The following is a 23,267-nucleotide window of genomic DNA, read 5'->3' as shown; positions in this document are numbered from 1 at the left end:
ATCCCATTAGACCCGGTACGAGCGTTGCAGACCATTGAATCAGGCGAGATCGTGCCGCGTTGCCGCGACGCCTGTCCGAGCTCGCACGCGGTCGCCACTACGGTTGAAGGCGTGTTCACTGCCGCGGCGTTGGTTCCGTCGCCCCTCGTTCTCGTTCCCGAGTTGAACGGCGCGGACGCGTCTGCAACCGAGCAATTGCGCAATGCTGCCCTCGATGCTGCCGCCGCCCTCGGCGAGCGAGCGCAGCGGTGGACGATCGTCGGCGTCGGCGCGACGGAACTCGAAGTGCCCCCGGGAGCGGTCGGCTCGTTCCGAGGTTTCGGCCGCGATGTTCGTGTCACGTTGTCGCCGCAGTCGAGTGGTGAGCCGGACGCCGACCTGCCCGTCGCTGCGCTGATCGGCGGGTGGTTGCGAGGCCGCGCCGCACCGGAGGCGAGCGCCGATGTTGTCGTGGTCGCGGCGGACACCTCACCGGTCTACTGCGCCGAACTCGGTGCAGCGCTCCGCGAGCGATTCGACGGCGACGCCGCCGACCACGGGGTGTTGATCGTCGCCGACGGCGCGAACACGTTGACCCCCAAGGCACCCGGGTCGTTCGATCCGCGTGCGCAGGCGTACCAGGACGAGCTGAGTGCGGCGCTGACGGAAGGTGATTGCGACAGGATCGCCGAACTGGACCCCGTCGTGTGTTCCGAACTCGGCGTTGCGGGCAGGGCCGCCTACCAGGTGCTCGCCGCGATGTTCGCGACCAGCCCGACCACACCGACCTGCACGACCACCTACGACGACGCGCCGTACGGGGTCGGCTACCACGTCGGCCTCTGGCTGCCATGACACCGCCTATCACGCCGATCGTCCCGATTGCTGTTGTCGGTCCGACCGCCGCGGGCAAGTCGGACCTCGGGCTCGACATCGCCCAACGTGTCGGTGGCGAGATCGTCAACATCGACGCGATGCAGCAGTACCGCGGCATGGATATCGGGACCGCGAAGCTTGCTCCCGCCGACCGTCGTGGCATCCCACACCATCGCCTCGACGTTCTCGACATATCCGAGACGGCGACGGTAGCGAACTACCAACGTGCTGCGACGGCCGATATCGAATCCATGTTGGAACGGGGTGTGGTTCCTGTGATCGTCGGCGGCTCCATGCTCTACATCCAGTCTCTGCTCGACGACTGGACTTTCCCCGCGACCGATCCGGCGGTGCGTGCCAAGTGGGAAGCCGTACTGGCCGACGGCGGTGTGGAGGCCGTGCACCGAGCACTGACCGTCGCCGACCCCGCTGCCGCAGCGGCGATACTGCCGAGCGACGGCCGTCGGATGGTGCGTGCACTCGAGGTCGTCGAGCTGACCGGGCAGCCGTTCGCAGCATCGGCGCCGACGATCGGTGAGCCGCGTTGGGGGACGGTCGTGATCGGCGTCGACCGGGAGACGGCCGGTCTCGACGAACGGATCGAACGCCGTACCGACCGCATGTTCGACGAGGGTTTCGTCGCCGAGGTCGAAGGTCTGGTCGAGCGGGGTCTGCGCGAGGGAGTCACCGCGCGACGTGCGATCGGCTATGCGCAGGTGCTCGAATATCTGGACGGCACGGCGAGTCTCGAGGACGCGCGGGAACGCACGCTCATCGGAACACGCAGGTATGTACGGCGACAGCGGTCGTGGTTTCGCCGCGACCGTCGGGTTAGATGGGTCGACGGCGCAGACCCGGACGTTGTGTCCGCGTCGCTGCAACAGCTAGGAGTTCAGTGATAGTCGAAGGGGCGCGAAGCCGCCGTGTCAGTGCTCGCAATGCCGGGTTTCAGCAGTGGCAGTCCTACCTGCACAACCGCAGCAAGCGAACCAAGGCAGGCCGGTTCCTCGTACAAGGCGTGCGACCGATCACGATCGCATTCGACAACGACTGGCCGCTCGAGTCGCTGCTGTACCGGGTCGGTGGGCCGCATCTGTCGGATTGGGCTCGGGGAGTGCTCGATACGACGACGATCCCGACGATCGGTCTCGTACCCGACCTGATCGCCGAGCTCGGCGAGAAGACCTCCACCGCGCCCGAACTGATCGCCGTAGCGAAAACGCGCAGCACGGACCTCGCGACCTGGACACCGACCGGACACGCGCCGGTCGTCGTCGTGTTCGACCGACCGACCTCGCCGGGAAACCTCGGCACTCTGATTCGATCGGCGAACGCCTTCGGAGCCGAGGCGGTCGTCGTGTGCGGGCACGCCGCCGATCAGTTCGACCCGCAATGTGTGCGGGCATCGACGGGATCGCTGTTCGCGATACCTGTCCTGCGGGTGTCCGACGCGCGTGACGTCATCGCGTTTCGCGATCGGATGCAGGCGAGCGGGGTTCCGATGAGCATCGTCGGTACCGACGAGGACGGGTCGAGTGCGGTGTACGACCACGACTTCACCGGCGGCACGATCCTGGTGATCGGCAACGAGTCGCGTGGGATGAGCGCAGCCTGGCGCGAAGGCTGCGACGTGGTCGTCAACATCCCGATCGGTGGTGCAGCAAGTTCGCTCGGTGCGCCGTCGGCGGGAGCGGTCAGCCTGTACGAGATCGCGCGGCAGCGCCGTGAGCCCCTGTGGCGCCTGGAATAGACTCAGCACCATGCAGTTCTCGAAAGGCCACGGCACGGAGAACGATTTTGTCGTCCTACCCGACCCGGATGCCGCGATCGATCTGCGCGCCGAGCGGGTCGCCACTCTGTGTGCGCGTAGCCGCGGGCTCGGTGCCGACGGTGTGCTGCGCGTCGCGAAGGCAGGCGCGCTGATCTCGACCGGCGTGCTCGACACCCTGCCCGACGGTGTGGCAGCCGACGACTGGTTCATGGACTACCGCAACGCGGACGGCTCGATCGCGGAGATGTGCGGCAACGGTGTTCGGGTGTTCGCGCACTACCTCAATGCCAGCGGGCTCGACGACCGGCGGGAGTTCGTCGTCGGTAGTCGAGCCGGCGCGCGCCCGGTTGTGGTGAACAGCGCCAACGGATTTCTCGGCGACGTGACGGTCTCGATGGGCAAGGTTCGTGAGTTGGGATCGTCGGTCGCGACGATCGACGGTAGAGCGTTCGAGGGCATCGGAATCGACGTCGGCAATCCACACCTCGCGTGTGTCGACGGGCAGCTGACTGCCGATGCGCTCGCGGCGCTGAATCTCACGGCAGCGCCTGGCTACGACCCAGGCTTCTTTCCGCACGGCGTGAACGTCGAGGTCGTGACGCGCCTCGATGCCGGTGCCGTGCACATGAGGGTGCACGAGCGCGGTGTCGGTGAGACCCGCTCGTGCGGTACGGGGACGGTGGCCGCGGCCGCGGCGGCGCTGAAGTTCGACGGCGCCGACGAAGGTGAAGTTACGGTCCGCGTGCTCGGCGGCGAGGTCGTCGTCCGTATCGCTGCAGGTGAAGCCGATTTACGAGGGCCGTCCGTACTGGTTGCGTCGGGAACGATCGACGACGACTGGTGGGCGGGTTTGCGCTAGCCGCGATATCCGAATGCGTCTGTCGGTCCAGCGTGGGATCATGGACCCTGTATGACGAAATCAGAGCACTCAGAAGTAGACACAGCAGAAGCAGTTGCGATCGACGGCGACGCGGCCAGTACGGACGCCACGTTCGGCGGCGACACCTACGACGGCGACGACACGACCGAATTCCCCACGTTCGACACCCCGCCCGCGCAGGGTCTGCGCCGTTGGACGGCTCCGTCGGTCGGCGAAATGCAGCTTGCCGACCGCAGCGCGCTGCGTCGCGTCGCCGGGTTGTCGACCGAACTCACCGATGTCACCGAGGTCGAATACCGCCAGTTGCGGCTGGAGCGGGTCGTCCTGGTCGGCGTCTGGACCGAAGGCAGCGCCGCGCAAGCCGAAGGCAGCATGGCCGAGTTGGCAGCTCTCGCCGAGACGGCGGGTTCGGAAGTCCTCGAAGCGATGGTGCAGCGCCGCGACAAACCCGACGCTGCGACCTACATCGGGTCGGGCAAGGCGATCGAGTTGCGCGACATCGTGCTCGCGACGGGTGCCGACACCGTGATCTGCGACGGCGAATTGACGCCTGCGCAGCTGACGGCCCTGGAGAAGGTGGTCAAGGTCAAGGTCATCGACCGGACCGCGCTGATCCTCGATATTTTCGCCCAGCATGCGACGTCGCGCGAAGGTAAGGCGCAGGTCGCGCTCGCCCAAATGGAGTACATGCTCCCTCGCCTGCGTGGTTGGGGTGAGTCGATGTCCCGGCAGGCCGGTGGTCGAGCGGGCAGCAACGGTGGCGTCGGTCTGCGTGGTCCCGGTGAGACGAAGATCGAAACCGATCGGCGTCGCATTCGTGAGCGCACCGCCAAGCTGCGTCGCGAGATCAAGGACATGAAGAAGGCGCGCGACACCAAGCGCTCCCGCCGCCTCGGCAACGGTGTGCCGTCGGTTGCCATCATCGGCTACACCAACGCGGGCAAGTCGAGCCTGCTCAATGCGCTCACCGATGCCGGTGTGCTCGTTCAGGATGCGCTGTTCGCCACGCTCGATCCGACGACACGACGTGCCGATCTCCCCGACGGTCGCGAGTACGTCCTGACCGATACGGTCGGCTTCGTGCGCCACCTGCCGACCCAGTTGGTCGAGGCGTTCCGTTCGACGCTGGAGGAGGTCACCGATGCCGACCTGCTGCTGCATGTCGTCGACGGTTCCGACCCGCTGCCGGACGAGCAGATCAAGGCCGTGCGTGAGGTCGTGACCTCGGTGCTGCGCGAGACCGACTCGCCTGCGCCGCAGGAACTGTTGGTAGTCAACAAGATCGACGCTGCGGATCCGGTGACGCTGACACAGTTGCGTGGGGTTCTCACGGGCGCGGAGTTCGTCTCGGCGCACACCGGCGACGGAATCGATTCGTTGCGTGCGCGGCTCGGCGAGATCCTCGGGCGCCTCGATGTCGAGGTGAGTGTCCTGCTGCCCTACAACCGCGGTGACCTCGTAGCCCGGATTCACGCCGACGGCCGGATTCTCGATTCGACGCACGACGAGGACGGCACTCGCGTGCACGCACGGGTGCCGCAGTCGCTGGCTTCGGTGTTGCACGCCTACGCGCACAGCGGATAGTCCGCCCTGTGGATTCGATCGCTGTCGGTCCTCGACGCCTGCTCGCTGTTCTCGCCGTGCTTGCCGCTGCCCTCGTGTCGGCTGGACCCGCTGCGGCCGCCCCCGCGACGTTCGAGGCATCCTTCGAGGCACTGTGCACGCCGACCGATCGTGGGTTGGAAGAGCTGTCCGGCCTCGCCTTCGATGGCGACGTCATGTACGCGATCGGTGACAGCGGCACCGACGACAAGTTGGCCGTTCTCGACTCCGACTGCAGCGTGACGCGCTGGCTGACCGTGCCGGTCGACCCGTACGACATCGAGGATCTGCAGTTCGCGGGCGGCGCCCTGTGGTTGTCCGACACCGGCGACAATCGGCAGGTGCGCGATACGGTCGCGCTCACCCGGATGAGTCCCGTCGACGGTGCGGGGGAGTTGCATCGGCTGACCTATCCAGACGGCAAGCACGACGCCGAGGCGCTGCTCATCGAAGCGAGTGGACGTCCGGTGATCGTGTCGAAGGAGCTCATCGGGATCGGCGCCGTGTACGTGCCTGCGGGTGACGTCGCTGTGAACGACCTACCGAGCCCGGGGCCGTCTGCGCTGGTCGAGGTTGGTCCGCTGCCGTGGTCGGGTCCGGTCACCGGTGGCGCCGTCAGCGCGGACGGAAAGGTCGCCGCACTGCGCACCTACGGCGAGGTGTACCTGTACTGGGCCGCGGACGGCGATATCGCGAAGGCGTTGACCAGCGGGCCGGGCACGCAAATTGCAGTTCCGCGCCAACCGCAGGGCGAAGCCGTTGCGTTCACTCCCGCAGGCGATCTCGTCATCGCATCCGAAGCTTCTGCCGGCCCGCTGCCGCCACTGCAGATCCTGCGCGGGGCGAGCGATCTGGTCCGTCCTGCGGATGCGACCGAATCGACGACTTCCGGCGAGGCTGCAACGGGATGGGGACCGAAGTGGTGGGCGGTCGTAGCTCTCGGCGTCGCCGCGGTGGTGGGAATCGCGATCGTGTGGGTGCGACTCAGATAACTCTCCTGTTATGTTGATCTCCAACCAAGCGCTCGCTTGGGACGGTGGGACGTCGGGAGGGCTTAGTGTCGAACGGTCGATTGCTGGTCGGAGCCGTCGCTGTCGCGGCATCGCTGATCGTGTCCATAACCGGCCTACCTGCGACGGCGTCGGCGGCGACGTTCACATCCTTCGATGTCGGCTCGGTCGCTGTCCCTCGTGCCGACTGCGGACCGGGGTCACTTCCCGAAACGGGTTTGCAGGGCGACGTTCCTGCCGAGGACCGCAACAGCGGACGCAGCACCGCGGGGTATCGCTGCAACATGTCCCTGATCGGCGGTCTGCAGGATCGCGGCGGTGGCATTCTCTCGGTGACCTACGACCATTGCTCGTACACGAGCACGTTCTTCCCGGGCAACCTGCTCGGACCCGCTCCGGGTGTGCAGGTGCTCGACGTGTCGGATCCGCGCAACCCCGTCGTTACGGCGTCGCTGAACGAACCGGCGATGGTCGGGGGAACGTGGGAAAGCCTCAAGGTCAACAAAGCTCGCAAACTGCTTGCGGCTACGGCGGTTCCAGCCGCAACGGGCGCGGGCTTCTTCTCCGTCTACGACATCTCCGACTGCGCGCATCCCAAGCTGCTCAACCCAGGGCCTGGCACCGATCCGAGGATGCCGCTGCCTTTCCTCTCGCACGAGGGCGGCTTCTCGCCCGACGGAAATACCTATTGGGCGGACGGCGTCTTCCCCGGTTTCGTCAGCGCGATCGACCTCGTCGACCCGGCGAACCCACGCGTGATCTGGCAAGGGCTGCACGGCTTCACGGGCCATGGCTTCGGTATCAGCCCCGACGGCAACCGCATGTACCTGTCGAATCTGGGCGGTCTCACGATCCTGGACATCAGTGCGGTCCAGCGGCGTGATCCGTACCCGGTCGTGCCGCAGATCGCCACCTACCTGTGGACCGACGGGCACTTCAATCAGCACAGTATCCCGGTGACCTACGACGGCAAACCCTATTTCTTCACCGCTGACGAGGCCGGTTCCGGTGGGGTCAAAGTCTTCGACATCACCGACGAAGCCAACGCCACGGTCGTGGCGAAGATCAAACTCGAAATCAACCTGCCCGACAACATCGATGCAAACGTACGGTCGTCGTCGGGTGGCTCCCTTTTCGCCTACGAGTCGCACTACTGCGCCGTCGATCGGCCGAACGATCCGACCACCCTTGCCTGCTCGTGGATTTCGTCGGGCATCAGGGTGTTCGACGTGCGAGATCTCGACAACATCAGGGAGATCGCGTATTACAACCCGCCCGCGCAGAAGAGCAAGAACCTCACCCTGACCAACTCGGTCCACGCCGTTGCGTCGATCGTCGGTGTGCCGGTATTCGACTTTCTACCGCTGGCCCGCTCGATACTCGAAGGCAAAGTCGATCCGAACGTCGCCATCGGACCGCGGACGGGTCAGGTCGCGTTCGGTGATCTGACCTCGGATTGGTGCCTGTCACCGCCGGAGTTTCACGGCGATCAGATCTGGACCTCGTGCAGCGACAACGGATTTATGGCGCTGCAACTCGACAACGGTGTGTACGAGGTTCCGGCGGACCAGGATTCGACAGTTGGCTCGTAACCGGTTGGTGCGTCCCGTCGGCATTGTTTTGGCTCTGCTGGTGGTCCTTGCATTCGGCGTCGCGCTGGGGGATCGGTTGGCTACCTCGCGAACCGCGGACGAAAACACTGTGCGACTGTCCGCGACAGACATCGGCTACGCCCAAGACATGTCGGTGCATCACGAGCAGGCGATACAGCTTGCGAACACGTTGACGAGGGACTGCGATCCGCAGGTCCGCGTGCTCGCCGACCGGATCTCCGCCGCACAGACCGCGGAGATCGCGACGATGCGTGGCTGGCTGGGCCTCCTCGAATTGCCGTTCGTGCCTGCGCATCCCATGCAGTGGCTGGACGACGACGAACCGCACGATCACGGCGGCGCGACACCGATGCCGGGTATGGCCAGTGTCGACGAGATCACGCGGCTGTCGACGCTGCGAGGAGCCGAGGCGGAAGTGTTGTTCCTGCAGTTGATGATTCGCCATCATCAGGGTGGTATCGCGATGGCGCGGTCGGCGGTCGATCTCGTCGACTCGGAACCGATTCGTCGCCTCGCTCGGTTGCTCGTGGCCGATCAGGGCAACGAGATCGGCGTCATGACAGCGATGTTGACGGTTAGAGGCGCAACGCCGCTGTCCTATCCATAGAACGACGGTGCCGCACCCGGTTGTGGGTGCGACACCGTGACGGTGAACTGCCGGAGAGGTTTACGGAGCTGCGTCCAGATCTGCCGCCACCAGCGTTGCGATGGTGTTCAGCACGTCCGGATCGTCGCAACTGACGATCACTTCGGTGCCCGTTGTTGCGCCGAGCGTCATGATCATCAACGCCGATCCGGCATCCACGGGCTCGTCGTCGTCATCATCGGCGTCGACAAGGGCGAGGGTGACTTCGACTCCGGCCTCTTCGACTGCTTCGGCGATGATGGCGGCGGGACGGGCGTGCAATCCGATCGACGATCCGACGACGACTGTTGTGCTTGGCATGGCGAACTCCTTGGTTTCGGTGGGGGCGGTTTGGTGAATCAGGCTGCTACTGCGGCAAACTCGGTGTCATTGACGGCCGGCTTGCGGTGGATCAGTTCTTTGGCGAGGACGACGCACGTCGCACCGATGGCAGTTCCGATCGCGAGGGAGATCAGGAACCAGGCGAGCTTCCCGATTGCGAAGAAGACGAAGATGCCGCCGTGCGGGGCGCTCAGGGTGGTGCTGGTTGCCATGATGAGTGCACCGGTCACAGCGCCTCCGGCCATCATCGACGGGATAACTCGGAACGGGTCTGCTGCGGCGAACGGGATGGCTCCTTCGGAGATGAACGTTGCGCCGAGAAGCCATGCGGCCTTGCCGTTTTCGCGTTCGGCCTCGCTGAACAGCCGCGGTCGGAGCGTCGAGGCAAGTGCCATGGCGAGCGGCGGAACCATCCCGGCTGCCATAACCGCGGCCATGATGCGCAGCGATGCTGTGTCGTTGACGTTGAGACCTGCGACGGCGAACGCGTAGGCCGCCTTGTTGACCGGACCGCCGAGGTCGAAGCACATCATCAGGCCGAGGATGATGCCGAGCAGGATGACCGAACTGCCGGACAATCCGTTGAGCCAGTTGGTCAATCCGCTCGTGATGGCGGCGAGTGGCTTGCCGAGGACGATGAACATCAGGGCGCCGACGAGCAGAGTCGCGAACAGCGGGATGACCACAACCGGCATCAGTCCGCGGGCCCACTGCGGTACGGCGATCTTGGAGATCCACAGCGCGGCGAAACCGGCGACGATACCGCCGACGAGGCCACCGATGAAGCCGGCACCGACGAACACAGCGACCGCACCGGCCGTGAAACCTGGTGCGAGACCTGGCCTGTCGGCGATCGCGAAGGCGATATAGCCGGCAAGTGCGGGGACAAGGAAGCTGAACGCGAGTGAGCCGAGTTGGAACAGTACGGCGCCGAGATAGGTGGCGAGACCGCCTTCGGGGAGTGCGGTCAGCGAGTTGTCGAGGACGATGTCCTTGGCTTTGTCGGTGATCTCGTAGCCACCGAGCAGGAAGCCGAGTGCGATGAGCAGGCCACCGGCAGCGACGAACGGAATCATGTAGCTCACACCGGTGAGCAGGATCTGGCGTAGGCGAGTGCCCCAGCCGATCGTCCCTGCGGCGTCGGCGGTTCCCGCTGCGACAGCCGTGCCACCCACCTTTGCCGCGGCCGGGTTGAGGCTTGCGCGCAGCGCCTCGGTGATCATGGTGTCCGGCTCGTTGATCGCCCGCTTCACGCCGGAGGAAATGACCGGCTTGCCTGCGAAGCGTTCCTTGCCTTTGACGCCGACGTCGGTGGCGAAGATGACAGCGGCGGCGGAGGCGATGAGGTCGGGACTCAGCGGCGTACTTCCGCTGGAGCCTTGGGTTTCCACGTGGACCGTGACGTCGGCGCGTTCGCCTGCGGCGACGAGCGAATCGGCGGCCATGTAGGTGTGCGCGATGCCGGTGGGACACGCGGTGATCGCGACGATGTGTTTGCGTGCCGGTGCTGCCGCGACAGGCTCAGCGGTAGGCGCACTGGTGGTGGCAGGAGCCGCGACCTTCTTCGGCTTCGGCTTCAACACGTCCTCGACGAGGGTCACGATCTCTGCCGGACTTTTCGCTGCCCGCAAGCCTGCGACGAAGGCCGGCTTCACCAGGGCACGCGCGAGGCTGGAGAGCAGCTTCATGTGCGCGGCCCCTGCACCTTCGGGCGCGGCGATGAGGAAGACGAGGTCGGCGGGTCCGTCGGGAGCGCCGAAGTCGACCTTCGGATCGAGTCGCGCAAAGCCGAGCGACGCCGTCAGCACGGACTCGGATCGGCAGTGGGGGATTGCGATTCCGCCGGGCAGCCCTGTCGCGGACTGCTCTTCGCGAGCATGTGCGGCCGCGGCGAGATCGGCTGCGGCGCTTGCGCGTCCGGCGTCAGCGAGGCGCTGGGCGAGCGCCGTGATGACGGCATCCTTCGACGTGCCGAGCGAGGTGTCGAGGCTGATCAACTCGGGGGTGATGATCGGCTGGGGCGTGGGATCGGACATGGCGGTTCCTTTGTCGGTGCTCGGGGTCTGGGCGGTCATGCGATGACCGGTGCGTGTTGTGCCGGAATGGCGACGGGGGTGACGACGACCGACGCGATGTCGACGTCGGCCGGTGTGGGTAGTGCCGTGCCGGGAAGGGCCGCCGCCGCACAGCCGTATGCGACGGCGCGTTGCAGGCACTGCGCAGGCGCTGCGCCTTCGATCTGGGCGAGTAGATAGCCCGCGAGCGAGGAGTCGCCTGCTCCGACTGTGCTACGCGGAATCATCGGTGGAGATTGTGCGTACCACGCTCCTGTGCTGTCGACGAGTACGGCACCGGCTGCACCGAGTGTCGCGAGGACGGTTTCGACACCCTGCTCGACGAGAGTGCGGCACAGTTGCACCGCGAGGGTCGGATCGCCCTGCGCAGCAGCACTTTCGATGTCTTTTGCGGAGGCTCCGGTCAGTTGCGCCAACTCCTCCGAGTTGGGCTTGAGGAGGTTCGGAGTCGACATCGACAGTCCGCGAGCGAGGGCCAGCAGCGGCTCCTCCGACGTGTCGACGGCGATGCGGACCGGCAGATGTGCCAGCGTTCGGCACAGCTCCGCGTACCAGTTGTCCGGAACCCCCGGTGGCAGCGAGCCGGCGAGGACGACCCACGCTGTCTGGCCTCCTGCCAACTGCCGCAGCCGGTCGGCGAGGTGACGGCGCGACTCGGTCGAGAGGACGGCGCCGGGTTCGTTGATCTTGGTAGTCGTGCCGTCCGGTTCGGAGATCGTCAGATTGATCCGGGCAGGTGAGGCGACGTCGACGCGGCGGTAGTCGATGTTGTGGTCGTTGAGCGAGGTGAACAGCGGATCGTCGGCGCTGCCGGGCAGCAAAGCGATCGCGGGTACTCCCGCGGCGGTGACGACTCGGGCGACATTGACACCCTTGCCGCCGGGGTCTGATACCGCTGCTGCCGCGCGGTGGACCGAGCCTCGTTCCAGTGGCGATGTGAGAGTGACGGTCCTGTCGATACTCGGGTTCGCCGTCAAGGTGACGATCATGCTGTGACGACCTCTATTCCTTTGTCTTCCAACTCTTTCCGGTGTTCCGGATCGATGTCGGTATCGGTGATCAACACGTCGATGGAGTCGATGTCGCCGAAGCTGATCAGGTGTTCACGGCCGATCTTGGAGGAATCTGCGACCACGACGACGTGCCGGGCGCTGTGCAACATCGCCCGTTTCACCGCTGCTTCGTCGGTGTCCGGTGTCGACAGACCGTGTCCGACACTCAGCGCGTTGGTGCCGATGAAGGCGACGTCGAGCCGAAGCGTTGCGAGGACACGCAGCACGTCGTCGCCGACGGCGGCGTGGGTGAGGCCACGAACTCTGCCACCGAGAACGTGCAGAGCGACGCCGCCGAGGCCTGCCACCCGTGCCGCGATCGGGATCGAGTTGGTTACCAGAGTCAGATCCCGATCGGAGGGGAGCAGTGCGGCGACTCGCCCAGTCGTGGTGCCCGCATCGAGGAGGACGCTGCCACCTGCGCCCGGGAAAAAGTCGACGGCCGCGGCAGCGATGCGATCCTTCTGCTCGGCACGGCTGTGTTCGCGTTCCGCTATACCGGGTTCGATCGCGGCCAGCGCGGTTGCCGGTACGGCGCCGCCGTGTACACGTCGCACAACACCCATGCGGTCGAGCGCTGCGAGGTCGCGGCGCACCGTTTCCGTGGTGACTCCGTACTGCTCCGACAGGTCCGCCACGGCAACCCGGCCACGCACTCCGATCAATGCTGCGATTGCCTGTTGGCGTTCTTCTGCGTACACGGTGTGACCTCCTTCATGTTGTTTCATGTTGCTTCATATTGTTTTACGCCCGTTTGTGTTGCTTTGTCAACGGTTCTGAGTTAACTTGGTCACATCGAGTTGAAAACGCGGAGGAGATCACATGTCGCACGCACAGGTTCACGACGGTCAGGTCCAGGACGTAGAGGTAGAGGACACACGCACCGTCCTGCGTGGAACGCCGGTCGTGCCAGGTGTCGGATACGCGCGGGTCATTCGACCGGGCGCTCGACCGACACCCGTCGTCGACGATCGCGAGATCGACGCGGCCGACCGGACGGCCGAAGGCGAGAAGTTCCGCGCTGCCGCCACGGTCGTCGCCGAGCGGCTACGCGATAGGGCAAGCCGGTCGTCGGGTGCAGCAGCAGAGGTACTTGCCGCAAACGCGGCAATGGCGACCGACCGCGGTTGGATCTCTGCGGCGGACAAGTTGATCAAGTCGGGCCGGCCGGCGACGGCGGCAGCGTCGGCAGCGACGGACAAGATCGCGGCGATGCTGACCAAACTCGGCGGGTTGATGGCCGAACGGGTCACCGACCTGCGCGATGTCCGCGATCGGGTGCTCGCCGAGCTCGAAGGCGCGCCCGAGCCCGGTGTTCCGGCACCGTTGGAGCCGTCGGTGCTGCTGGCCGACGACCTTGCGCCGGCCGATACCGCCGGGCTCAATCCCGCGTTGATCGTCGGACTCGCCACGTCTCTCGGTGGGCAGACGAGTCACACCGCGATCATCGCGCGGCAGTTGGGCATTCCGTGCATCGTCGCGGTCGGCGGGCTCGACGACATCGCAGTAGGAACGTTGGTATTGCTCGACGGATCGACGGGCGAGGTCGTCGTCGATCCCGATCCCGCAACCTCACGCGCCGCCGTCGCAGCCCACCGCGTCGAAGCAGCAGCCGTTGCGCGCTGGCAGGGTCCGGGGCAGACGGCGGACGGGCATCGAGTCGACGTTCTCGCCAACGTCCAGGACGGCCTGGGTGCGCGTGCAGCAGCTGCGACGGCCGCGCAGGGAGTCGGCCTGTTCCGAACCGAACTGTGCTTCCTCGATCGCGACACCGAGCCGACGGTCGCCGACCAGGCAGGCATCTACGGCGAGGTACTCGCAGCGTTCGCAGGCAGCAAGGTCGTCGTACGTACGTTGGACGCGGGCTCGGACAAGCCACTGCGATTCGCCAACCATCCCGATGAGGCGAACCCAGCGCTCGGGATCCGTGGTGTTCGTATTGCGCTGCAGGACAGCGGAATACTGGACCGACAGTTGGACGCGATCGCGGCGGCGGCAACGTCGGCCGGTGCGAGCCCATGGGTGATGGCGCCGATGATCTCGACACCTGCCGAGGCCGAATGGTTCGCTGCGAAGGTTCGCGAACGTGGACTCGTGCCCGGCGTCATGATCGAGGTTCCCGCGGCAGCCCTGCTCGCCGAACAGATTCTGGCGCACGTGGATTTCCTGTCGGTCGGCACCAACGATCTCGCGCAGTACACGATGGCGGCGGATCGGATGTCCTCGGAGCTCTCCTCGTTCACCGATCCGTGGCAGCCGGCCGTGTTGCATCTGGTTGCACGGACGGCCAAAGCCGGCGCGGACCGAAACAAGCCGGTCGGCGTATGTGGTGAAGCGGCCGCAGATCCACTGTTGGCGTGCGTACTGGTCGGGCTCGGCGTCACGTCGCTGTCCTGCGCCGCGGCCGCAATCGCCTCGGTCGGTGCCAAGCTCGGCACCGTGACCCTCGCCGACTGTCGACGCGCAGCGGCTGCCGTACTCGAGACCGCCGATCCGATGGCCGGTCGCGCCGCAGCGACGGCGATCCTCGGCTGAAGGCTGGCTTGGAGCCCGTAATCGTCGCGCTGGCCCTACTATTCGCTTCGTGGCTGACAACCGGACTCTGACCCGACTGACTCGACCATTGCGGTGGACGGTGCACGGCGACGGCACGACACCGGCGCCGGGTGCTGTCGTCGCACCCGACGAGCGGCTGAGCTGGCCGAGGACGGTCGGGATCGGGATGCAGCACGTGATCGCGATGTTCGGTGCGACGCTGCTGGTTCCGACGATCACCGGATTCCCCGTCACGACGACGCTGCTGTTCTCCGGCGTCGGCACCGTGTTGTTCCTCGTGATCACGGGCGGTCGTATTCCGAGCTATCTCGGGTCGTCGTTCGCGTTCATTGCGCCGCTGACGGCGTCGGCGTCCGACGGTCCTGCCGCGCAGCTCGGTGCCGTCCTCGCGGTCGGTGTGGTGCTGATGGCAGTTGGCGTCGTGGTGCGCGTTGTGGGCGCTCGACTGCTCGATGCTGTGATGCCGCCCGTCGTCACAGGTGCGATCGTCGCGTTGATCGGGCTGAATCTTGCGCCTGCCGCGACCGCGTCGTTCGAAATGCAGCCACTCGTCGGTGCGGTAACCCTCGTGGCCATCCTCCTTGTGACGGTGCTCGGCCCAGGGCTGTTGGGACGCTTGGGAATTCTGGTCGGCGTCGTCATCGGTTGGGTTTTCGCGGCAGTGACCGGCGCGCTCGCCGACACCAGGGTCGACGCCCTGCGTGCAGCGGACTGGATCGGTTTGCCCGAGTTCCGCGGTCCGAGTTTCGATCTGTCGGTCATCGTGTTGGCATTGCCGGTCGTCGTCGTCCTCGTCGCGGAGAACGTCGGGCACGTCAAAGCCGTTGCAGCCATGACGGGTCGGTCGCTCGACGACGTCGCGGGCAATGCCCTGATCGCGGACGGTCTGGCAACGACGCTTGCAGGTGCGGGCGGTGGGTCGGGCACGACGACCTACGCCGAGAACATCGGTGTCATGGCGGCGACTCGGGTCTATTCGACCGCTGCCTACTGGGTCGCGGCGGCCACGGCCATCGTGTTGTCGTTCTCGCCGAAGTTCGGCGCGTTGGTCTTCACGATTCCCGACGGCGTGATCGGTGGTGCCACGCTGGTGCTCTACGGGCTCATCGGCCTGCTCGGTGTCCGCATCTGGTTCGAGAACAGGGTCGATTTCACCGATCCGGTCAATCTCACCGTCGTGGCGGCCGCGTTGGTGGCAGGGATCGGTGATCTCACGGTGAAGGTGGGCAGTGCGGAGCTCGGCGGAATCGCGTGGGGATCGATCGGCATCTTGATCGGGTATCCGGTGCTCCGACGGCTGGCGCAGGTGAGTGGTGGGAAGTCCGGGTAGTCGAGCGCCGAGCTTGCTGGCGTACGGTCAATAGGACGCTTCAACTATTGCCGAGTACCGAGGAGCCACAGGTGGAACGCACCCTGTTCGAGCCGGAACACATCATGTTCCGCGAGTCTTACGTGAAGTTTCTGGAACAGCGAGTTGCCCCGAATCACGCCAGGTGGGAAGAGCAGCACATCGTCGATCGTGACGTCTGGCTCGAAGCGGGGAAGCAGGGTTTCCTCGGTACCGCTTTCCCCGAAGAGTTCGGTGGGGGTGGCGTAAAAGACTTCCGCTACAACACTATTGTCGCCGAAGAGAATCACCGTCGAGGGTTCACCGGCCTCGGTTTCTCGCTGCACAACGACGTCGTCGCGCCGTATTTCCTCGACCTCGCCACCGACGAGCAGAAGCAGCGCTGGTACCCCGGCTACGCGTCCGGTGAGCTGATCGGCGCGATCGCGATGACCGAACCCGGCACCGGCAGCGACCTGCAGGGCATCAAGACCCGCGCGGTCCGTGACGGCGACGACTGGATTCTCAACGGCGCGAAGACCTTCATCACCAACGGCATCAATTCCGACCTGATCATCGTTGTCGCGCGCACCGACCCCGATGCGGGTTCGAAAGGCTTCAGCCTGCTCGTCGTCGAACGTGGCATGGAAGGCTTCGAGCGTGGACGACACCTGGACAAGATCGGCTTGCCTGCCCAGGACACCGCCGAGCTGAACTTCGACAACGTCCGTGTACCCGGCGCGAATCTGCTCGGACAGGAGGGGATGGGGTTCGTCCACCTGATGCAGAACCTGCCGCAGGAGCGGTTGTCGATCGCGGTGATGGCCGCGGGCGCAATGGAGGGTGCGCTCGACATGACGCTGCAGTACTGCCGCGATCGCAAGGCCTTCGGCAAGCCCATCGGATCGTTCCAGAACACTCGGTTCGAACTGGCCGATCTCGCTACGGAGACGGCCTTCGTTCGTGTGTTCGTCGACAAATGCATCGAACTGCTCAACGAGGACAAGCTCACCGTCGCCGAGGCTGCGATGGCGAAAATGCGAAGTACCAAGGCACAGATCGATGTGATCGACCGCTGCGTGCAACTACACGGTGGCTACGGCTACATGCGCGAGTATCCGATTGCCAAGGCGTACTTGGACGCTCGTGTTCAGACGATCTACGGCGGAACGACCGAGATCATGAAGGAGATCATCGGGCGCAGCCTGAACGTCGGCTGACCAACGGCGTACCGATTCGGGTCGGTGTGCACCCCCTCGGGTGCACACCGACCCGAATCTCTGCACGGTGTCAGATCTTTCGGATGACCGTGACGACCTTGCCGAGCACCGCGGCGTTGTTGCCGGGGATCGGTTCGAACAGCGGATTGTGGGGGAGCAGCCACACTTCCTTGCCGGTCCGCTTGAATGTTTTGACCGTCGCTTCACCGTCGATCATCGCGGCGACGATATCGCCGTTGTCCGCCACGTTCTGCTGCCGGACCACAACCCAGTCGCCGTCGCAGATCGCTGCGTCGACCATGGACTCGCCGACCACCTTCAGCAGGAACAGCGATCCCTCACCGACCAATTCTTTCGGCAGCGGGAAGATGTCTTCGACAGCCTGCTCTGCGAGGATCGGGCCACCCGCGGCGATCCGGCCGAGTACGGGCACGAACGTCGGTGTCGGCAGATTGGACTGCTCCGCGGCGTCGTCCAGCATCGGCTCGCCCGCATCGCTCATCGCCTCGTCGAGGCCTCGCACGTCGACAGCGCGTGGCCTGTTGGGATCGCGCCGCAAGAAGCCTTTGCGTTCGAGCGTGCGCAGCTGATGCGCCACCGACGACGTCGAGGTGAGGCCGACGGCGTCGCCGATCTCACGGATGCTCGGCGGATAGCCCCGCTCGGTCACCGAGGCGCGGATGACCTCGAGTACCTTGCGCTGCCGATCGGTGAGTCCGGCGGCGATGTCTGGAGTCGCCGCGCCTTCTTGGCTGCCGTCGTCCTTCATTGCCGACCGTCTTTCATCGTGACCGTCCTTCTCTGGATTGCTCATGGTGGGGTGTTGCGGGAAACGAGTCCGGTGCAATGTTGCTGTGCGGTCTTCGGTGCGTTCGGAACTGCTTCTGTTCGAACTGAATGTAGCCGCATCTACGTTGCGTTTCAAACACCTGTTCGACACGTGTCGCGGAAACTAGAGACTTTGTCGGTGGGGCATGGTAGAAAATTCGAACAGACGTTCATCGAACGCGTGATCGAACGTCGGCAGTGCGGCACGACAATCAAGGACAAGCAGAGCACCACCAACGACACCAGCGCACACGCCGCTGGCGACGCAGACGGAGGATCCGATGAGCATCACAATGAACGAATACGCGGGACTCGACGCGCATTTCGGTGGCATCGCCGGCGTCGGCTCGGACACCGCTGTCGGCACTACGCGTGCCGACGAGGGTCTGCGTCCGGTGCGGACGCGTCGGCGCGAGTTGGCGACGAGCGACAGTCGCGGTCCCGCCAACGGCTCGTTCGATTACAGTTCCGTGGGCCTGCGGGTGCTACCGCGCCTCGACGACGAGGACGTTCGAAGCGAGCAGTACGGGTTCGGCACGGTTATAGCCACGATGTTGCTGACCGCTATCGCGGTGGTCGGGCTGCTCGGTCTGTGGAACCTGCGCACGGGTGGTCTCGAGAGCGTTCCGAGCACTACCGCCGTTGTGCACGTCCAGTCGGGTGAGACCCTGTCCGACGTGGCGGCTCGCGTTTCGCCGGATGCACCGGTCGCCGAAGTCGTCGAACAGATTCTGCGGCTCAACGACATGAAGTCGGCAGGCGTTGCACCCGGTCAGGCTTTGATCGCACCCGTAGCGCCCTGACACCGACCATGTTCGAATCCTTGGCGCAACTGCGAGCTGAGCTGTCACCGCTGGTGATGGGCGATATGTCCCGGCCAAGTGGGCGGCGGGTATCCTCGGAGGCTGTTGGTCACGCCACGCCGAGTGGTCGCATCGAGATCGCATATTGCACGCACGAATCCAGCCCGATCGGTTCGTCGCAGAGCGCGGTCGAGTTGTGCGAGCTTGTCGGCATCGAAAAAGGATTCGACATGCACTGCCCATTCTGTCGACACCCGGACTCTCGCGTGGTCGACTCCCGCGAGGCAGAAGAGGGGAGCGCGATTCGCCGACGGCGATCATGCCCCAGCTGCGGTCGTCGATTCACAACTGTCGAGACGGCGGTCCTTGCCGTCGTGAAGCGAAGTGGTGTCACCGAACCGTTCAGCCGCGAGAAGCTTATGCGCGGCGTTCGTCGCGCCTGCCAGGGCCGCGACGTCGACAACGACTCGCTGAACCTGCTCGCGCAACAGGTCGAAGACACCGTCCGAGCGTCCGGATCCGCCGAAATCCCCAGCCACCAGGTCGGCTTGGCCATCCTTGGACCCCTGCGAGACCTCGACGAGGTCGCCTACCTGCGATTCGCCTCGGTGTATCGCTCGTTCAGCTCCGCCGACGACTTCGAGCGTGAAATCGAAGAGTTGCGTGCCCACCGGCTTGGTGCGGCGACCGAATAGTGCTCCGGACCGCGGAGCGAATGTGGCATTCGTCCCGCTGAGGGGTACCAATGTGACATTCGCGCCGGCTAGCTAGCGCCGAATCGCGGCTATGGCCTTGTCTATCCGCTGCTCCGAGATCGGGAACGGTGTGCCGAGCCGCTGGGCGAACAGATTGATCCGCAACTCCTCGATCAGCCAGGAAATGTCGACGACAGCCGCTGAGCCGCGACGTTCCTCAGGCAGGGAGTCGAGGAGTCGGTCGTATTTCGCATAGACGCGGTCGAGCACAGCCATCCCGTTGCTGTCGCGGATCGCACCGGCTGGAAGTGCCTCCAGCCGAACGATGGCGCCGTGCAGATAACGCGGCAGGTGAGCGAGCCGCTCGCCACCGAACTCGGAGACGAATCCCGCGAACACCAGTCCGTCGCGCTGCTGCGTCACGTCGTCGGCAACCTCACCGCGTCGCCCGTCCAAGGCGGCCGACAATTCGCGAGCACGGGCCAGCACCGGCAATACCGCCCGAATCAGTTCGCGGACGCGACCACCCAGCTGTGGACGGACCCGCGCAACCAGGGCGTCGAACTCTGCGGGGGTCTGAACCGGACCACCTGCGGCGTCGATGAGTTCGTTTGCGGCGCAGGCCCTGCAGTCCTCGATCAAGGCGTCGATCGACGGATAGGGGTTCTGGCTGAGGGTAAGTCGCTCGGCGGGCGTCAGCCCTGCCGTCACCTGTTTCGTCGGTGTCGGTACTGCTCGCAGGACAAGTTCACGCGTGCCGGTCCGCATCGCCGCACGTTGCTGGGTCGGTGTGCTCAAGACCCTCACTGCGACTCCGTTCGCTTCGGCGACAAGTGCCGGGTAGCCGGTCACCTGGTGGCCGTCGACGGTTCGAGTGACGGTGGGCGCCAACGTACCCAGCGATTCCGACGTCCACACCGTCGCCGACGGTCGTTCGATGCCCGACGCGGCAGCGGCGACCGCCTTGGCAACCTGCGGTGCCAGAGCAGTTTTCAGCGCGGCGAGGTCCTTGTTCTTCGCCGCGACCGTGCCGGAGGGGTCCGTCGCTGTGAACGTCATCCGCAGGTGATCGGGTAGGGCTGCGAGGTCGAAGTCGTTCGGTGAGATCGGTGTGGACGCGAGGCGGGTCAGCTCGCGTGCGATGGCCGCGGTGAGTGGTTCGGAGCGGGGCTTGACCGCTGCGAGTGCGGCACGTGCGAAGTCGGGTGCGGGAACGACGTTGCGGCGCAGTTGCTTCGGCAACGTCTTGATGAGTGCCGTGACAAGTTCCTCGCGCATTCCTGGCACCAACCAGTCGAACCCGACAGCTCGCACGTGTGCGAGTTGGGCTATGGGAATGCGGGCGGTGACGCCGTCGTCGTCGGTGCCTGGCTCGAACTGATAGGTCAGTGGGAACTGGATCTCGCCCTGTCGCCACGCGTCGGGATAGTCACCGCCGACGACGGCTACGGCGTTGTCGTGGACGACGGTGTCGATGGTGAAGTCGAGTAGAGCGGGATTGGCGCGCCGTGCCTTCTTCCACCAGGTGTCGAAGTGCCGCGCCGACACGACGTCGCTACCGACACGTTCGTCGTAGAAGGCGAACAGCGCCTCGTCGTCGACCAGAATGTCGCGCCTGCGCGCCCGATGTTCGAGTTCTTCGACATCGTCGAGCAATGCGCGGTTGCGTGCGAAGAAGGCGTGATTCGTCGTCCATTCCCCCTCGACGAGTGCGTGTCTGATGAAGAGTTCGCGCGAGGTCTCCGGATCGATGGGTCCGTAGTTGACAGCGCGCCCGGTGACGAGCGGTATCCCGTACAACGTGACGCGCTCGTAGGCCATCGCCGACCCACGCTTGCTCGACCAGTGCGGCTCCGAGTAGGTCTTCTTGATCAGATGCGGCGCAAGCTTTTCCGCCCACTCCGGCTCGATCCGCCCGGCCATGCGACCCCACAGCCGCGACGTTTCGACGAGTTCGGCAGCCATCACCCAGCGCGGCGGCTTCTTGAACAGCGACGAGCCGGGAAAGATTGCGAACTTGGCGCCGCGAGCACCGAGGAAGTCTCTGGTTTCCGCATCACGTAGTCCGATGTGCGACAGCAGGCCTGCCAACAAGGCCTGATGAATCGAATTCTCCGAAGCCGCAGCGGTATTGGGCTCCCAACCGAGTCCTCGGGTGATCGTGCGGAGTTGCCCGTGTAGGTCCTGCCATTCTCGGATGCGCAGCCAATGCAGGAATTCGTTTCGGCACATCTTGCGGAACTGGTTCGACGACAGCGTCTTCCGCTGCTCGTTCAGGTACTCCCACAGTTTCCCGTAGGCAAGGAAGTCCGAGTTCTCGACGACGAAACGCGCGTGTGCGTTGTCGGCTGCCTGTTGGTGATCGGCGGGTCGCTCTCGGACGTCCTGAATTGCCAACGCGGAGACGACGATCAGCATCTCGGTCAAACACCCCGAGCGGTGCGCCTCGGCGAGCATGCGCGCCATTCGCGGATCGACGGGCAGTTGCGCCAACTCGCGGCCGACCGGTGTGAGGGCGAGCCCGCCGGTGGTTGTGATCGCGCCGAGTTCTTCGAGGAGGGCGACGCCGTCGCGTATGCTGCGTCCATCGGGTGGTTCCAGGAACGGAAAGTTCTCGATCTCGCCCAGTCCGAGTGAGGTCATCTGCAGGATGACGGCTGCCAGATTGGTACGCAGAATCTCCGGTTCGGTGAACGGTGGCCGTGAATCGAAGTCTTCCTCGGAGTAGAGCCGGATGCAGATACCGTCGGCAACACGACCACAACGCCCGGCACGCTGGCGTGCCGACGCCTGCGAGATGGGTTCGATCGGCAGACGTTGGACCTTGGTGCGCAACGAGTATCGCGAGATCCGCGCGGTCCCGGGATCGACCACGTACCGGATGCCGGGGACGGTGAGCGACGTCTCCGCGACATTGGTGGACAGCACGACCCGGCGTCCCGTGTGTGGGGTGAACACCCGATGTTGTTCTGCGGCAGACAGTCTGGCGTAGAGCGGAACGACCTCGGTGCGAGCGAGCTTCAGATCGTTCAAAGCATCTGCGGTATCACGGATTTCACGTTCACCGGAGAGGAAGACCAGGACGTCGCCGTCGCCGGCGGAGAAGAGTTCGGTGACGGCTTCGCACACCGCGTCGACGGGGTCGAGGTCGATCGTCTCGTCGCCGACCTGCAGCGTCGTCGGTCGGTAGCGGATCTCCACGGGATACGACCGACCTGACACCTCGACGATCGGTGCCGGGACGCCCCCGGTGGCGAAATGCCGCGCGAACAGTTCGGGATCGATCGTCGCCGAGGTGATGATCACCTTGAGATCTGGCCTGCGCGGCAGCAATTGGGCGAGGTAGCCGAGGAGGAAGTCGATGTTGAGACTGCGTTCGTGCGCTTCGTCGATGATCAGTGTGTCGTAGCGGCGCAACAACCGGTCGCGCTGGATCTCGGCGAGCAGAATGCCGTCCGTCATCAGTTTGACGAGTGTATTTTCCGACGCGTGATCGGTGAACCTGACCGTATAGCCGACCGTTGTGCCTAGTTCGGTGTCGAGTTCTTCGGCGATTCGCTCGGCGACCGTTCGCGCGGCGATACGCCGCGGCTGGGTGTGGCCGATGGTGCCGCGGATGCCACGGCCGAGTTCGAGACAGATCTTCGGAATCTGCGTCGTCTTGCCGGATCCTGTCTCGCCTGCGACGACGACGACCTGATGTTTCGCGATGGCGGCGGCGATGTCTTCGCGGCGCGCGGTGACCGGCAGTGCTTCGGGATAGGTGATCGTCGGTACCGCTGCACGCCTGTCGAGGATCCGCAGTTCTGCGGCGTCGATCTCGCGCGAGAGGGCAGCGAGAGCACCGGGGGTCCGGGCACGTTCGAGACGGCGTCGAAGGCGATATTCGTCTCGAAAGGTGAGTTCGCCGAGGCGGTTGCGGAGGTCGCGAATGGTCTCGGAAGTATCGGTCGGTGTGCTGGGCATGACTGCTACAGAGTATCGAACGAAGAGTTGTGGTCGGTTGCACGTGG

The 23,267-nt window shown here is 65.2% G+C and carries 19 protein-coding genes; 13 read left to right on the top strand and 6 right to left on the bottom strand.

The genetic code is table 11. From position 1 onward, the window contains the following. The first annotated feature begins 111 nt into the window (after positions 1-111). The 8 genes from JGU71_RS21445 to JGU71_RS21410 all read left to right on the top strand — a co-directional run bounded on the left by JGU71_RS21445 (position 112) and on the right by JGU71_RS21410 (position 8,338). A complete protein-coding gene (locus JGU71_RS21445) occupies positions 112-834 on the top strand; it encodes a class III extradiol ring-cleavage dioxygenase family protein (RefSeq protein ID WP_199706341.1) in 723 nt (240 codons plus the stop codon). Between the two features lie 8 nt (positions 835-842). Beyond that, complete coding sequence (miaA, locus tag JGU71_RS21440; protein ID WP_199706533.1) at positions 843-1,754, top strand: tRNA (adenosine(37)-N6)-dimethylallyltransferase MiaA; 912 nt, start codon at positions 843-845, stop codon at positions 1,752-1,754. Next, positions 1,751-2,605 carry a TrmH family RNA methyltransferase gene (locus JGU71_RS21435; RefSeq protein WP_307829753.1) on the top strand — a complete coding sequence of 285 codons (855 nt, stop codon included), beginning with the start codon at positions 1,751-1,753 and terminating at the stop codon, positions 2,603-2,605. The genes miaA and JGU71_RS21435 overlap by 4 nt, the downstream gene beginning before the upstream one ends. Positions 2,606-2,615: 10 nt before the next feature. Continuing rightward, positions 2,616-3,485, top strand: a complete 870-nt coding sequence (gene dapF, locus JGU71_RS21430; RefSeq protein ID WP_199706337.1) for a diaminopimelate epimerase — start codon at positions 2,616-2,618, stop codon at positions 3,483-3,485. A 51-nt stretch (positions 3,486-3,536) separates the two neighbouring features. Beyond that, positions 3,537-5,090, top strand: a complete 1,554-nt coding sequence (gene hflX / locus JGU71_RS21425) for a GTPase HflX (RefSeq protein WP_199706335.1) — start codon at positions 3,537-3,539, stop codon at positions 5,088-5,090. A gap of 8 nt (positions 5,091-5,098) precedes the next feature. Then, positions 5,099-6,100, top strand: a complete 1,002-nt coding sequence (locus tag JGU71_RS21420) for a hypothetical protein (protein ID WP_307829752.1) — start codon at positions 5,099-5,101, stop codon at positions 6,098-6,100. Positions 6,101-6,165: 65 nt separating this feature from the next. Continuing rightward, the gene (locus JGU71_RS21415; RefSeq protein WP_307829751.1) at positions 6,166-7,710 is read left to right on the top strand and encodes an LVIVD repeat-containing protein; all 1,545 of its coding nucleotides are present in this window, start codon (positions 6,166-6,168) and stop codon (positions 7,708-7,710) included. Then, complete coding sequence (locus JGU71_RS21410) at positions 7,700-8,338, top strand: DUF305 domain-containing protein (RefSeq protein ID WP_233529854.1); 639 nt, start codon at positions 7,700-7,702, stop codon at positions 8,336-8,338. The genes JGU71_RS21415 and JGU71_RS21410 overlap by 11 nt, the downstream gene beginning before the upstream one ends. Positions 8,339-8,398: 60 nt before the next feature. Here the strand turns inward: JGU71_RS21410 and JGU71_RS21405 are convergent, their stop codons facing one another. From JGU71_RS21405 to JGU71_RS21390, 4 genes are read right to left on the bottom strand one after another with little or no spacing between them, the layout of a single operon-like run. Beyond that, complete coding sequence (locus tag JGU71_RS21405; RefSeq protein WP_199706333.1) at positions 8,399-8,677, bottom strand: HPr family phosphocarrier protein; 279 nt, start codon at positions 8,675-8,677, stop codon at positions 8,399-8,401. Between the two features lie 38 nt (positions 8,678-8,715). Continuing rightward, positions 8,716-10,734 carry a PTS fructose transporter subunit IIABC gene (locus JGU71_RS21400; protein ID WP_199706331.1) on the bottom strand — a complete coding sequence of 673 codons (2,019 nt, stop codon included), beginning with the start codon at positions 10,732-10,734 and terminating at the stop codon, positions 8,716-8,718. A gap of 35 nt (positions 10,735-10,769) precedes the next feature. Continuing rightward, complete coding sequence (locus JGU71_RS21395; RefSeq protein ID WP_199706329.1) at positions 10,770-11,762, bottom strand: 1-phosphofructokinase family hexose kinase; 993 nt, start codon at positions 11,760-11,762, stop codon at positions 10,770-10,772. Then, complete coding sequence (locus JGU71_RS21390) at positions 11,759-12,526, bottom strand: DeoR/GlpR family DNA-binding transcription regulator (RefSeq protein WP_199706327.1); 768 nt, start codon at positions 12,524-12,526, stop codon at positions 11,759-11,761. Before JGU71_RS21390 ends, JGU71_RS21395 begins: the two co-directional genes overlap by 4 nt. 121 nt (positions 12,527-12,647) lie before the next feature. Between JGU71_RS21390 and ptsP the strand changes: the two genes are divergently transcribed. The 3 genes from ptsP to JGU71_RS21375 all read left to right on the top strand — a co-directional run bounded on the left by ptsP (position 12,648) and on the right by JGU71_RS21375 (position 16,928). After that, positions 12,648-14,360 (top strand): phosphoenolpyruvate--protein phosphotransferase, encoded by a 1,713-nt coding sequence (gene ptsP, locus JGU71_RS21385; protein WP_199706325.1) that lies wholly within the window; start codon positions 12,648-12,650, stop codon positions 14,358-14,360. Positions 14,361-14,409: 49 nt separating this feature from the next. Continuing rightward, on the top strand, positions 14,410-15,711 hold the full coding sequence (locus JGU71_RS21380) for a uracil-xanthine permease family protein (protein ID WP_372433211.1): 1,302 nt from the start codon (positions 14,410-14,412) through the stop codon (positions 15,709-15,711). Positions 15,712-15,782: 71 nt separating this feature from the next. Further along, the gene (locus JGU71_RS21375; protein WP_199706323.1) at positions 15,783-16,928 is read left to right on the top strand and encodes an acyl-CoA dehydrogenase family protein; all 1,146 of its coding nucleotides are present in this window, start codon (positions 15,783-15,785) and stop codon (positions 16,926-16,928) included. 70 nt (positions 16,929-16,998) lie between these two features. Here the strand turns inward: JGU71_RS21375 and lexA are convergent, their stop codons facing one another. Then, a complete protein-coding gene (gene lexA / locus JGU71_RS21370; RefSeq protein ID WP_199706523.1) occupies positions 16,999-17,697 on the bottom strand; it encodes a transcriptional repressor LexA in 699 nt (232 codons plus the stop codon). Between the two features lie 340 nt (positions 17,698-18,037). On the opposite strand from lexA, the gene JGU71_RS21365 reads away from it, so the two are divergent. Together JGU71_RS21365 and nrdR are read left to right on the top strand one after the other, a co-directional pair. Further along, complete coding sequence (locus tag JGU71_RS21365; RefSeq protein ID WP_199706321.1) at positions 18,038-18,559, top strand: LysM peptidoglycan-binding domain-containing protein; 522 nt, start codon at positions 18,038-18,040, stop codon at positions 18,557-18,559. A 230-nt stretch (positions 18,560-18,789) separates the two neighbouring features. After that, positions 18,790-19,254 (top strand): transcriptional regulator NrdR, encoded by a 465-nt coding sequence (gene nrdR, locus JGU71_RS21360; protein ID WP_199706319.1) that lies wholly within the window; start codon positions 18,790-18,792, stop codon positions 19,252-19,254. A 72-nt stretch (positions 19,255-19,326) separates the two neighbouring features. Here the strand turns inward: nrdR and hrpA are convergent, their stop codons facing one another. Beyond that, complete coding sequence (gene hrpA, locus JGU71_RS21355; protein WP_199706317.1) at positions 19,327-23,220, bottom strand: ATP-dependent RNA helicase HrpA; 3,894 nt, start codon at positions 23,218-23,220, stop codon at positions 19,327-19,329. Between the last annotated feature and the right edge of the window lie 47 nt (positions 23,221-23,267).

Origin of the sequence: Antrihabitans stalagmiti (genome assembly GCF_016482825.1) — a bacterium.
Taxonomy (GTDB): Bacteria; Actinomycetota; Actinomycetes; order Mycobacteriales; family Mycobacteriaceae; genus Antrihabitans; species Antrihabitans stalagmiti.
Note: the sequence above shows the minus strand (reverse complement) of the source record. Positions and strands in the feature narration are given on the sequence as shown.

Bases quoted from the DNA above. Each gene is read 5' to 3' on its own strand.
- dapF (WP_199706337.1), top strand. From the start codon at position 2,616: ATGCAGTTCTCGAAAGGCCACGGCACGGAGAACGATTTTGTCGTCCTA.
- hflX (WP_199706335.1), top strand. From the start codon at position 3,537: ATGACGAAATCAGAGCACTCAGAAGTAGACACAGCAGAAGCAGTTGCG.
- JGU71_RS21405 (WP_199706333.1), bottom strand. From the start codon at position 8,677: ATGCCAAGCACAACAGTCGTCGTCGGATCGTCGATCGGATTGCACGCC.
- JGU71_RS21400 (WP_199706331.1), bottom strand. From the start codon at position 10,734: ATGTCCGATCCCACGCCCCAGCCGATCATCACCCCCGAGTTGATCAGC.
- JGU71_RS21395 (WP_199706329.1), bottom strand. From the start codon at position 11,762: ATGATCGTCACCTTGACGGCGAACCCGAGTATCGACAGGACCGTCACT.
- ptsP (WP_199706325.1), top strand. From the start codon at position 12,648: ATGTCGCACGCACAGGTTCACGACGGTCAGGTCCAGGACGTAGAGGTA.
- lexA (WP_199706523.1), bottom strand. From the start codon at position 17,697: ATGAAGGACGACGGCAGCCAAGAAGGCGCGGCGACTCCAGACATCGCC.
- JGU71_RS21365 (WP_199706321.1), top strand. From the start codon at position 18,038: ATGAGCATCACAATGAACGAATACGCGGGACTCGACGCGCATTTCGGT.
- nrdR (WP_199706319.1), top strand. From the start codon at position 18,790: ATGCACTGCCCATTCTGTCGACACCCGGACTCTCGCGTGGTCGACTCC.
- hrpA (WP_199706317.1), bottom strand. From the start codon at position 23,220: ATGCCCAGCACACCGACCGATACTTCCGAGACCATTCGCGACCTCCGC.